Annotated in this window: 7 protein-coding genes and 1 CRISPR repeat array; of the genes, 6 read left to right on the forward strand and 1 reads right to left on the reverse strand. The window is 34.3% G+C overall.

The window, feature by feature from the left end; all coding sequences use genetic code 11:
* The first annotated feature begins 93 nt into the window (after nt 1-93).
* The 4 genes from recX to IGJ34_RS03965 all read left to right on the forward strand — a co-directional run bounded on the left by recX (nt 94) and on the right by IGJ34_RS03965 (nt 8,584).
* Nucleotides 94-894, forward strand: coding sequence for a recombination regulator RecX (gene recX / locus IGJ34_RS03950; protein WP_430598171.1), 801 nt, complete (start codon nt 94-96; stop codon nt 892-894).
* Complete coding sequence (gene mutY, locus IGJ34_RS03955) at nt 884-2,059, forward strand: A/G-specific adenine glycosylase (RefSeq protein WP_430598172.1); 1,176 nt, start codon at nt 884-886, stop codon at nt 2,057-2,059. Before recX ends, mutY begins: the two co-directional genes overlap by 11 nt.
* 164 nt (nt 2,060-2,223) lie before the next feature.
* A CRISPR array of direct repeats spans nt 2,224-3,277; the repeat unit is 33 nt; unit sequence GTCTAGCTCTGTTTAGAGCTAGTGGATTGAAAT.
* Between the two features lie 273 nt (nt 3,278-3,550).
* Complete coding sequence (gene bph / locus IGJ34_RS03960) at nt 3,551-4,084, forward strand: biofilm phosphatase Bph (protein WP_069654335.1); 534 nt, start codon at nt 3,551-3,553, stop codon at nt 4,082-4,084.
* An 888-nt stretch (nt 4,085-4,972) separates the two neighbouring features.
* On the forward strand, nt 4,973-8,584 hold the full coding sequence (locus tag IGJ34_RS03965; protein ID WP_430598174.1) for a Cna B-type domain-containing protein: 3,612 nt from the start codon (nt 4,973-4,975) through the stop codon (nt 8,582-8,584).
* Between the two features lie 230 nt (nt 8,585-8,814).
* On the opposite strand, the gene IGJ34_RS03970 is transcribed toward IGJ34_RS03965, so the two are convergent.
* Nucleotides 8,815-9,249, reverse strand: a complete 435-nt coding sequence (locus tag IGJ34_RS03970; RefSeq protein ID WP_430598175.1) for a GNAT family N-acetyltransferase — start codon at nt 9,247-9,249, stop codon at nt 8,815-8,817.
* Between the two features lie 395 nt (nt 9,250-9,644).
* Here IGJ34_RS03970 and IGJ34_RS03975 point away from each other — a divergent pair, with 395 nt between their 5' ends.
* Together IGJ34_RS03975 and IGJ34_RS03980 are read left to right on the forward strand one after the other, a co-directional pair.
* Nucleotides 9,645-10,781, forward strand: a complete 1,137-nt coding sequence (locus tag IGJ34_RS03975; RefSeq protein WP_430598176.1) for an AI-2E family transporter — start codon at nt 9,645-9,647, stop codon at nt 10,779-10,781.
* Between the two features lie 166 nt (nt 10,782-10,947).
* Complete coding sequence (locus IGJ34_RS03980) at nt 10,948-12,324, forward strand: hemolysin family protein (protein ID WP_069641009.1); 1,377 nt, start codon at nt 10,948-10,950, stop codon at nt 12,322-12,324.
* The last annotated feature ends 247 nt before the right edge of the window (nt 12,325-12,571 follow it).

The following is a 12,571-nucleotide window of genomic DNA, read 5'->3' on the forward strand; positions in this document are numbered from 1 at the left end:
ATAATTATTATTTTAGCACATTTTACCTAGTTTAGCTTCTGTCAAATATATGTTATAGTAGAATATATGTTCTCACTAGAAAGGCGGAGAAAGATGGAAACAATCACAAAAATTACAAAAGACAAAGGTCAATTTTATCTTATCTGGCTATCTTCAGGAGAAAAATTACGTGTATCTGAGGATACGTTAGTCCGACAACGGTTGTTAAAAGGACAAGAATTGTCTGAAGAAATGCTCGAGAAAATAAAAAAAGCAGGATCTTATGATGTAGGCTTACAACTGTCCTTAAATTATTTAAGTTATCAGTTGCGCTCAAAAAAAGAAATTTTAGATTATTTGAAAGACAAAGAAATTTTGCCAGAAGATCGAAAAAAAATCGTCATTCGATTAGAAGAAATGAACCTTCTAGATGATAAAATATTTAGTGAAAGTTACGTCCGTACGCTGATGCGCACGAGTGATAAAGGACCCAAAATGATTGAACAACAACTAAAAAGAAAAGGCTTGAATGACGAAGACATTCAACATGGGTTAACTTTTTATACTATGGATGAACAAGTAGAAGTAGCAAAAGCAACAGCTGAAAAGGCAATGAGACGTTATCGGACAAAGAGTTTCAAAGATGCCTTGCAAAAAGTTCAAATGCATTTGATGCAGAAGGGATTTAATCGAGAAGTGATCGATTTGGCTTTGGAAGAACTCTCATTCGAAAAGGATGAAGATCAAGAATTAGATGTAATCAGAAAAGAAGGCGATAAATTATGGGAGAAACACCGTAAATTAGATTCCTATAAACGCCTAATGAAAGTCAAACAAGGGCTTTTCCAAAAACGTTTTGACTCAGATTTAATTCAGCAATATTTTGATGAAAAGGAATTAGAGAATGAAGAATGAAAAAAATTGGGAAACATGGAGTGATGAAGAACTTTATTCATTCCAGGAGGAATTTATTGCTTGGTATGAAAAAGAAAAACGAAATTTACCTTGGCGAGTCAATTTAGATCCATATCGTATTTGGATTTCCGAAATTATGCTGCAACAAACTCGTGTGGATACAGTGATCGAGTATTATTATCGTTTTATGGAGTGGTTTCCCACAATCAAAGATTTAGCCGAAGCACCAGATGATCGTTTATTGAAAGCATGGGAAGGGTTAGGGTATTATTCCAGAGCCAGAAACCTAAAAGTAGCCGCTCAGCAGATCATGACAGACTTTGACGGTCAGATGCCCGAGACGATTGATGAAATCCGTCAGCTAAAAGGAATAGGGCCATACACTGCAGGTGCAATTGGCAGTATTGCCTTTCAAATCCCAGAACCTGCAATCGACGGTAATGTAATGCGAGTGGTCAGTCGTTTGTTTGAAATCAGTGATGACATTGCCAAGCCTAGTAGTCGTAAGGTTTTTGAAGCAGCAATGTACAAAATCATCGATCAACATCGTCCTGGAGACTTTAATCAAGCGATGATGGATCTTGGTTCTTCGATTTGTACACCAACATCTCCAAAATGTGAAGAGTGTCCGATTCAATCATATTGTTTAAGTTATAAGAACAATACAATGACGAATTATCCAGTCAAAACTAAAAAGTTAAAACCTAAAGATATTTACTATATCGGTGGCATCATTGAAAATAAACAGCAGGAATTTTTATTACAGCAACGTAATACCAAAGGGCTGTTAGCAAATATGTGGCTATTTCCGATAGAAGAAGTCAGCAAAGAACGTTTTGAATTTCTGAAAAAAACTGGTGTGAAAGAAGAAAAGCAATTATCACTTGATTTTGAGGAATCACTGTTAGTTGCGGAAGAAAATCCAGAAATTTTTGACCAATACACTCATGTAGTTTGGCAAAAACGAATATTAGGAGAAGTAACACATATTTTCAGCCATTTAAAATGGCATATTTTAGTTTTCTATGGACGAAAAATAGGAGAAACTATTACTGATGAAAATCAAGCTTGGGCAACAAAAGACGAATTTTCTAATTATGTTTTTCCAAAACCACAACAAAAAATGGTAGAACTATATAAAGAAGAATTTGGAACTACAGAATAATTTTTGGTGCGAACCCCAAGTGGACATAAAATCTCTAGGGGATCCTCACCAAAATTTTACTGGTTTTAGCTAGGAAATAGACTTTTTCTCATTTTAATTTAATGTTATACTGTGTTTAGTGATGGAATAGTGGAAATATGTCATGTATTTCAACTATTTTCACGGTCTAGCTCTGTTTAGAGCTAGTGGATTGAAATTGTTATACTGAATACGAAAAGAGGACGTACTCGAGTCTAGCTCTGTTTAGAGCTAGTGGATTGAAATCCTTTAGTTGCACTATCTATACCAGCGAATATATAGGTCTAGCTCTGTTTAGAGCTAGTGGATTGAAATGAAGTAATCATCGATGTTGATATCGAAAACATAAAGTCTAGCTCTGTTTAGAGCTAGTGGATTGAAATGCACAACCATTTGACACAAAAGTTAAATCTGGTGATGTCTAGCTCTGTTTAGAGCTAGTGGATTGAAATGGGTCATAGCCTCGTTGGAATGTCCAGCGCCCCCAGGTCTAGCTCTGTTTAGAGCTAGTGGATTGAAATAAGTGAAAGAGTTAAGCGTTGGGGTACTGATGTCGGGTCTAGCTCTGTTTAGAGCTAGTGGATTGAAATATCAAAACGGACAATACCATTTTTACGTTCTTCATGTCTAGCTCTGTTTAGAGCTAGTGGATTGAAATTCCGCTTACTTCCCCGAGCGTCGGATTATGAATCAGTCTAGCTCTGTTTAGAGCTAGTGGATTGAAATCAGGGCAGTTACTCTGCTTGCTAATTCGTCAAAGTCTAGCTCTGTTTAGAGCTAGTGGATTGAAATTAATATGGTAGGCTATACTATCATTTCTAGGTAAAGTCTAGCTCTTTTTAGAGCTAGTGGATTGAAATTTTAATTACCTACGAAGTCGTAGGTGTTGATGATGTCTAGCTCTGTTTAGAGCTAGTGGATTGAAATTGAAAGAGAAAAAAATTTACAATTACTTAAAGTTGTCTAGCTCTGTTTAGAGCTAGTGGATTGAAATTTTTACGGTGCCTATTTATGAAGTTCATAGGTTCGGTCTAGCTCTGTTTAGAGCTAGTGGATTGAAATGATTTGTTCAAATGAAGGTAATGACATCATAGATACGTCTAGCTCTTTTTAGAGCTAGTGGATTGAAATCTCGTCGCCGACCATATAAATCTTAGTCTTGGTCCAGTCTAGCTCTGTTTAGAGCTAGTGGATTGAAATAAGAGTAGCCCGCATAGTAGCTAAACATGGTAAAGGTCTAGCTCTGTTTAGAGCTAGACCTTCTTAAAATCTATTCCAATGTCAGCCTCCAAAAACTAAAATCGAAGGGTTTATTTTAAAAGATATTTCTCATTACTGTAAGAAACCAAACTACTTAGTATGCAAAGTTGAAAATTATGATATAATTATGTTGATATCGGTGTAATGAACACCCAAACGAGAAATTAGTAGCTTTTAGAAGCGATTTTTCGTACTAGGGAAAGTTGGGGGACTATGGCAATTCCAAAAGAAGGTGAATTTGTAACGATCCAAAGTTACAAACACGATGGGCATTTGCATCGAACATGGCGAGATACTATGGTATTAAAAACGAGCGAGTATTCTTTAATCGGTGTCAACGATCATACATTGGTAACAGAGTCTGACGGGCGTCGTTGGGTTACTCGTGAACCAGCTATAGTTTATTTCCATAAAAAATACTGGTTCAACATAATAGCGATGATTAGAGAAAAGGGGGTTTCTTATTACTGCAATCTGGCGTCACCGTATCTTTTAGATGATGAAGCATTGAAGTACATTGATTATGATCTGGATATCAAAGTTTTTCCTGATGGTGAAAAACGGTTATTGGATGTGGACGAATACGAATTTCACAGTAAAATTATGGATTATCCAGAAGATATCGATTTTATTCTAAAAGAAAATGTTAAGACGTTAGTCGATTGGATTAATAATGGAAAAGGTCCATTCTCTGAAGCTTATGTAGATATCTGGTATCAACGTTACCAAGAGTTAACAAAAAAATAGCCATTGTAAGATGTGAAGTCAAAAAAGAGCTTGGGACGTAAGTCCTAAATAAAACCAGATGTTAGTCAAATTGATTATCATCTGGTTTTTTCTTGTACATAAATAGAATCCCTAGTTAAAATAAAAGGAATTACAAAAATAAACAAGCATGTTTTTTTAGTTAAAATTATATGATGAACCACGTTTTTTTTCTTTAAAACGTTAGCTATCAGTTCGAAAAAAGTTGTGCGATCGTTCTAAATGAGCTTATTCAGATTTTTCCAGAATAGTGTTCTTTTACTTTTCACTATCAAGATATCCTTTTTTTCAAAAAAATGATAATAAAGACGATTTTATCTGTGTATATGCAACCTAATGTTTCAATTAAAGAGCACTTCTTGGTAAATTCAAGTAAAAATGAATTTAGCAGGTTTTTTTTTGAAATCAATTAAAAATTCAGGATGGGAAATCAGTTTAATAAGCTGTAGTGATCATTTGATAAACTGTTTTAAAAAGGATACTTAGTTCTGAAAAATCAACTTGAAGAGATATGTTATAAGGTCATTCTCAGTCGTTTTCTTAATTTGTTCGCAAAATATCTATTTTCAATTAAATAAGTCTTATAATTTCTTCTTAACCTAACAGACAAATCTTTTATAAAATACGGTTCCATTTTGTAATCTTTGGAATGAAAAAAATTAAAGGAATATATCATATTAATATTATAAATATATTTAGTTAATTTAAAAAAACATTAAGTTTGGTTGGTATAAAGTGTTGAGAATTTTAATAACAATTGTTGTCAAGTATCATTTTAGACTGTTGTTATAAAAAATTAAATGAGTAAATTAACTTTTTCTACAATTATTCTAGCGAAAAACTTTAGTAGGAAAGAGGAGGATTCACAAAATGAGTAAAAAAAAATATGTACTTTCTACAATAAGCTTACTATCAATCTTATTATCCGTTACGTGTTATTTCTTTAATACATCAGCAATTTTTGCTAAGAGTGAATACAATGGAGACAAGTATGTGATAAATACGCAAATCACCGATAGTTCAAGTACCATTATCGGAAACAATGGTACTATGGAAATAAATGAAATTTATAACTTAGATTATGAGTGGCGTATTCCGGATAATACGTATAAAAATGGAGATATTTTAGAATTTTCTATTCCAAAAGAATTTAAAATTGTACAAAATTTTAAATTTAATTTGTATAAGGATGGAAATGAAGTGGCTCGCGTCACTATTTTAGGGAACGAAGATGCTGGATATTATATCAAGATGCAGTTTACTACGAATTATGTTGAAACGCATTCAGAAGTTTCTGGAACATTTAATTTGAGTTATGTATTAAATGAGAAATACATCCAAACAGATGGAGATAATACAATTGTTTTACCGGATAAAGAAATAGTGGTCCATGTACCTAAACCTGATGAAGGAACTCCTGGTGGGGGCTCTGGTGTAGGAGCGGGAGATACAAACTGGAATAAAAAAGAAGGGGATGCTATTTTAGCGAATTTGCCAGAAAGTCCGAATGAGACAAGTACAGTGTTCAATTGGAATATTGGTTTGGGGAGAAATACGCTATTAGGCAAAGCAAGCTCTTTTGATGAAATTAAACATATTTATATTGAAGATACACCCTACGATCAAAAAATGGTTTCTTTCGGAGACATTTCACCAGGGTGGGCTGGTTCGTATGCTTTTGAAGGAGGATTTTTCACCTCACTACCGTGGGAATATGGTGGTGTAAGTCAAGAAAAAATGGGATTGATGCGTGATCCACTGAATACATATTATTCTGGATTTAAAACAGATATTTTACCAACTGTTCAAAAATATGAAAAACTTGCACAAGACAACAATTCTGAATTTAAACAATATAAATTAGAATATTATACGACACCATTGAATGAAGTATTGGAAGACACAGAATTTACAAATGATGCGACTATTACCATTGTATATAATGATAATTCTGAAAAAGTTTGGAAATTATCTGAGTCTCAAATGTACAACGTGGCTGAGGGGACCATTACCGGGAAAACAGCAGGAGTTGAATTTCAAAAAGTCGATGGGACCACTAATCAGGGATTAGGCTCAGCAGTTTTTGATTTGTATAAAAAAAATATCACTGGGAATTATACTAAGGTAAAAAGTAACATTACTTCTGGTACAGATGGTAAAGTCAAAGTAGACAATTTAACAACTGGTGATTATTATTTTAGTGAAATACAGGCTCCATCAGGATATGAACAATCAAAAGATAACTTATATTTTACCATTGAATCAAAGGATTTAATGGAACCAAACCAATCCATTACTTACAAAAATGTTGGAACATTTAAAAACGAACCAGAAATGACAAAAACAGCTATTTCGGTAAACAAAGTCTGGGACGACCAAAATAATCAGGATGGTAAAAGACCACAAAGTATCACTGTTCAATTGTATGGTAATAATATAGCTGTTGGTGATCCTGTTATATTAAATGACTCTAATCAGTGGAAGTATGAATGGGTTGACTTGGATGAAAAAGCTAATGGACAATTAGTTTCTTATACGGTTAAAGAAATATCTAATGTTTCAGGATACCAAACAACTACAAAGGTAGATAAAGAGGGTACAATCGTTATAACGAATACACATACACCTGAGACGACAAAGGTTTCAGGCACAAAAACGTGGGATGACAAAAATAATCAAGATGGCAAACGACCGGAAAAAATAATCGTAAATCTATTAGCGGATGGCATAGAAATTGATCAAAAAACAGTAACTGCAGATAATAAATGGAACTATGAATTTACAAACTTACCAAAATATAAAGAGGGACAATTGATTCACTATACGGTGACAGAAGATCATGTGCCAGATTATTCTACAGAGATCAATGGGACTTCGATAAAAAATAGTTATACTCCAGGACAAACTAGTGTAACAGTAACAAAAGCATGGGATGATGCAAATAACCAAGATGGCAAACGGCCGAATGGTATCATGGTTCAACTTTATGCTGATGGAAAAGCACTCGGAGCTCCTGTTCAATTGAATACTGCAAATCAATGGCAACATACTTGGGCAGAGCTAGATGAAAAAGCAAATGGAAAAGAAATCATTTATTCTGTGAAAGAATTAGATGTGATTGATGGCTATGATATGGCGGTGGATACAAGCGACATAGGAAATATCATCATAAAAAATACGCACGTACCAGAAAAAATAGTGATCACCGGAACAAAGACCTGGGAGGATAAAAATAATCAAGATGGCATTCGTCCTAAGGAAGTAACGGTAAATTTACTGGCTGATGGAGAAAAGGTAGCCGAAAAAGTGGTGACAGAAGCGGACAATTGGGAATATGCTTTTTCAGACCTCCCTAAATATAAAGAGGGGAAAGAAATACAGTATACTGTGACAGAGAATCATGTACCAGAATATTCTGTAGAAATCGACGGAACCAATTTGATCAATCATTATACACCGGGCCAAACTAGTGTAACTGTGACGAAAGCGTGGAATGATGCTGACAATCAAGATGGCAAACGACCAGAAAATATTATGGTTCAATTGTATGCCAATGAGAAGAAACAGGGAGAGCCTGTTAGCTTGAGCGACAAAAATTTATGGCATCACACATGGACAGAATTAGATGAAAAAGCCAATGGACAAGATATTATTTATTCTGTAAAAGAAACTTCAATAGATGAAGAATATGGAATAACAATCAACAGTGAAGATCTTGGCAATGTCATCATTACAAACTCTCACGTACCCGAAACAATTGAGCTGACAGGTACAAAAACATGGGAAGATAAGGACAACCAAGACGGTAAACGTCCAGAGTCCATTACAGTTCTCTTATTGGCAAATGGGGTGCCAGTAAATGAGCAAGACGTAACCGCGGCAAACAATTGGCAATACACGTTTACGAACTTACCTAAGTATAATAATGGAAAAGAAATTATTTATACGGTAATGGAAAATCAAGTGCCTGAGTATTCAACTGAAATTGTCGGCATCGATTTAATAAACCGTTATACTCCTGGGAAAACAAGTGTAACAGTAAATAAAGCTTGGGACGATGCTGATGATCAAGCGAAAAAAAGACCAGAAAAAATTAGCGTTCAGCTATATGCGAATGGAGAAAAACACGGAGAAATTGTAACACTTTCTTCCGCAAATAACTGGCAGTATTCTTGGACGGAATTAGATGAAAAAGTAGCAGGAAAAGAAATTGACTACACAATCAAAGAAGTGGATATTCCTGAAGGGTATACTGCGACAATGAATGATGCGACCAAGCATGGAATCCTTTTGACTAATACGTATCAATCAGATCCTCCTACCCCAGATTCGCCAGAGAAAGAAATACCAACTAAACCGACGAAGAAGATTGGCACAATAATACCTTCATTAGGAGAAGTCACGACGATAGGGTCAATACTTTTTGGAATTGTAGTGCTGATGTTGGCTAGTGGGTTATATTTACGGAACAAACGCCGCTAAAATGAGATAGTCTAGTTACTCAATTGACGTGGGGTATACGTTCTAAAAGAAAATCCAGATACCAGTCAATTTGATTGGCATCTGGATTTTCTTATATTTAAAAGGTATACAAAAATCTAAGTTATTTCCTATATAGGTATTAATTTCAGTTAGAAAAATATTGAGTTTACCCTTTATCGATGAATTGAAAATATACCTGAAGGATGTATCAATCCCAAGATTTTTCATAATTACAAAGATTTAGTCATTTGATAATGCTCGATATTCGCATCTAGGAACATGTCCCCTTCTTTGATATAACCCATACGTTCGTAAAAACCAAGCGCAGTTATTTGAGCGCCTAAAGTCATAGTATTATATCCTTGTTCTTTAGAGAACTGCTCAGCATTTTTTACGATCAACCGCCCGTAATCTTTTCCTCTGTAGCCTTTTTTGACAGCCATTCGTTGTAATTTTATAAGATTCTGTTCAAGGGGTAATAAACGGCAAGTTGCAATTGCTTCATTATCATCATCATATAAAACAAAATGAATACAAGCTGCTTCATATTTATCGAGTTCAATCTCACCAGGAACGCCTTGCTCCAACATAAAAACGTGACGGCGAATTTTCACCGCATCTAAATAGATAGTACTCATAGTATCTCTAGTGTGGACGATTTTCATATAGCACCTCAATTATAATTATTTTATTTATTATACATCAAATAAGCAGACAGTAGAACATTACTAAAAATGAAAGGTTATTTTTTTAATGGCGTAAGCAGTTTGCAGTATAAATAAAAAATTTGAAAGGTCATGTTTACAAGGATTACAGATGAAATCGTATAAAAAATCAAAGACGTAATCGGTAAAGGGAACTTAGAAAAAGGCAAATATTATTTTGAAGAGCATAAAAATAATCTTCTGTAAATTTGATTCAATACTTTAAATAAAAATAGATACAAAGAAGTATTGCTATGTTATTTAGGAGAGGTTATGCTAAAATCTATTAAGGAGCAATTATTATTTCATGAATAAAATAAAATGGCACAATTTTTAATGTTAAGGGAGGATCTTCTTTGTTTGAAAAATTAAGACAGTCAAAATTATTTTTTTGGTCAGCAGAATTACTAGTAATTGCAACGTTGATTTTTGTCTCAAGTAAAATCAATTTTGTATTTGCACCAATCGGAACATTTTTCTCAACCTTATTTGCACCAGTATTAGTAGCAGGATTTTTGTATTATATCTTAAATCCAATTGTCAATTTACTAATGAAAACGAAAATGAAAAGAATTTTTGCAGTTCTTCTTGTTTTATTGATATTAGTAGTAGCTATTGTGTTGATACTAGTCAGTGTGATTCCTAAGTTAGCATCTCAGCTTGCTAGTTTAGCTTCAAGTATGCCGACTGTTTTCAGTAATGTAGAAGCTTGGGTCTACCGAATGGCTGAGCTACCATTATTTAAAGAGGTTGATTTAACAAGTTATATAGAGAAATTGGATATATCATATGGAACGATTATTCAACAGTTTTTAAGTGGCTTATCAAATAGCTTAGGTTCAGTTGTGTCCACAGTGGCTTCGACGACGATCGTTATTTTCACAGCACCGTTTATTTTATTTTATATGTTAAAAGATGGGGACCGATTAGTACCATCGATCGAGCGTTTTTTACCTGAAAAACGCCAAGAAAGCATCGCTGATTTGTTAAACAAAATCAACAAAACATTGGCAAATTATATTAGCGGGCAAGCGATTGAATGTTTATTCGTCGGTACTTTTACTGCAATTGGTTATTCTTTGATTGGCGTTCGTTATGCCTTTTTATTCGGTGTAATTGCAGGGTTCACCAATCTGATCCCGTATCTTGGTCCTTATCTAGGACTGGCACCAGCTGTTTTTGTAACTGTTTTTGATGAACCAATCAAAGCCGTATTTTGTTGTGTTGTTGTTTTAATTGTCCAACAAATCGATGGCAATATCATTTATCCGAATGTAATTGGAAAATCTTTACAAATCCATCCATTAACGATCATCATTGTTTTACTAGTTGCCGGAAACATCGCGGGACTATTGGGCATTTTCTTAGGCGTTCCATTTTATGCGATTGTAAAAACCGTAGTGATTCATGTAATGGGAATGATTCGAGAAAGCAAAAGTGAAAAAATTGTATTGTCTGGTGAAGGAAATGAGATAACAATGAAAGAAAAATGACATCGATTATTGAAATTAATCGGTGTTTGTGATACGATTTTAGCGTGACTACTTATAGTGGTCACGTTTTTTATCAAATAGATTAGTAAACAGTTTATTACTAAATGAAATTGGAAAACGAAATACAACGTTTTTCGAATAATTTTAAGAGGAGAGAGTGCACATTATGAATGCTGACCCCGAGAGTCAGTCGCTTATCGCGCAAATTTTATTATTGATCGTTTTAACATTGATCAATGCGTTTCTTGCTGCAGCGGAGATAGCAGTAGTTTCAGTCAACAAGAATCGTATCGAACAAAAAGCAGAAGAAGGAGACGCGAAAGCGAAGAAGTTATTAAAGATTCTACAAGATCCTACGAGCTTTTTATCAACGATTCAAGTCGGTATCACGTTAGTTAATATCTTGTCTGGAGCATCCTTAGCGGATACTTTATCAGCAAGATTGGCACCTGTTCTTGGTGGCGGAGCTGCTGCAAAAAGTATAGCAAATATTATTATTTTAGCTATGTTGACCTATGTTTCCATTGTTTTTGGTGAATTATATCCAAAACGAATCGCCATGAACAAGTCAGAAGAAGTAGCGCAAGCAACTTCTGGATTCGTGCGAGTATTAGGCGTAATTGCTCGACCATTTGTGTGGTTGTTATCTGCTTCAACAGACTTACTTTCAAAAATTACACCAATGACATTTGATGATGCTGATTCAAAAATGACACGTGACGAAATGCGTTATATGTTGGAATCAGAAGGTGTTTTAGATAATGATGAATTAGAAATGCTTCAAGGTGTCTTTTCTTTAGATACGAAAGTTGCTCGTGAAGTTATGGTTCCACGAACCGATGCTTTTATGATCAATATTGAAGACGATATTCAAGAGAATATTAATGCTATTTTATCCGAAAACTATTCAAGAATCCCAGTTTATAACGAAGACAAAGATAAAATTATCGGTGTTCTTCATACTAAAAACTTATTAAAAGCAGCCCATAAATTAGGCTTTGACAAAATTGAATTAAAAAATATTATCCAAGAACCATTATTTGTCCCAGAAACGATTTTTATTGATGATTTATTATATGAACTAAAACGAACTCAAAATCAGATGGCGATCCTATTGGATGAATATGGTGGTGTCGTTGGTTTGGCTACATTAGAAGATTTATTAGAAGAAATTGTTGGAGAAATCGATGATGAGACGGATGAAGTAGAGAACTTGTATGATAAGCTCAGTGAGCATGAGTATTTAGTTCAAGGTAGAATGCTGATTGATGAATTCAACGAAGCATTTGGCACAGATTTGCATATGAGTGATGTCGATACAATGGCAGGTTATCTGATAACCGCTTTAGGTACGATTCCTGATGAAGGGGAAAAATTGTCATTTGATGTTGGCAACATTACACTGACTTCTGAAGAAATGGAAGGAACGAGAGTTTTAGCATTAAAAGTTGTTTTCCATGACGAAGAAATCGTTGATGAAGAACCTGAAGAATACCGTCGTTTTTTCCGTAAAGAAATGGAAGATGACGAGCCAAGGAGATAAACCAAAAGAAGGAACAGAAGTAGTGAAAGCTGCTCATGTTCCTTCTTTTATTTAACTACTGTAAACTGTTATATAGGAAAAATCAACGTAAGAGAACGTTTCAATGATTTTATGAACGGATAAATAATCAAAAGCGAATATTAAGGCTTTATTACATCTAGTTAGGAGTGAGACTTAAATTCGTTGCGTGTTTATTTAGTCTCTAAGATTTTTTAGAAACTTAGTTAAAGACTTTGAAAACTAGGGT

This window comes from Enterococcus sp. AZ177 (assembly GCF_050544585.1).
GTDB lineage: Bacteria > Bacillota > Bacilli > Lactobacillales > Enterococcaceae > Enterococcus_L > Enterococcus_L plantarum.

What these genes read in the sequence shown, in the direction of transcription:
- IGJ34_RS03980 (WP_069641009.1), top strand. Translation starts at nt 10,948, where the DNA reads ATGAATGCTGACCCCGAGAGTCAGTCGCTTATCGCGCAAATTTTATTA.
- mutY (WP_430598172.1), top strand. Translation starts at nt 884, where the DNA reads ATGAAGAATGAAAAAAATTGGGAAACATGGAGTGATGAAGAACTTTAT.
- IGJ34_RS03965 (WP_430598174.1), top strand. Translation starts at nt 4,973, where the DNA reads ATGAGTAAAAAAAAATATGTACTTTCTACAATAAGCTTACTATCAATC.
- recX (WP_430598171.1), top strand. Translation starts at nt 94, where the DNA reads ATGGAAACAATCACAAAAATTACAAAAGACAAAGGTCAATTTTATCTT.
- IGJ34_RS03970 (WP_430598175.1), bottom strand. Translation starts at nt 9,249, where the DNA reads ATGAAAATCGTCCACACTAGAGATACTATGAGTACTATCTATTTAGAT.
- bph (WP_069654335.1), top strand. Translation starts at nt 3,551, where the DNA reads ATGGCAATTCCAAAAGAAGGTGAATTTGTAACGATCCAAAGTTACAAA.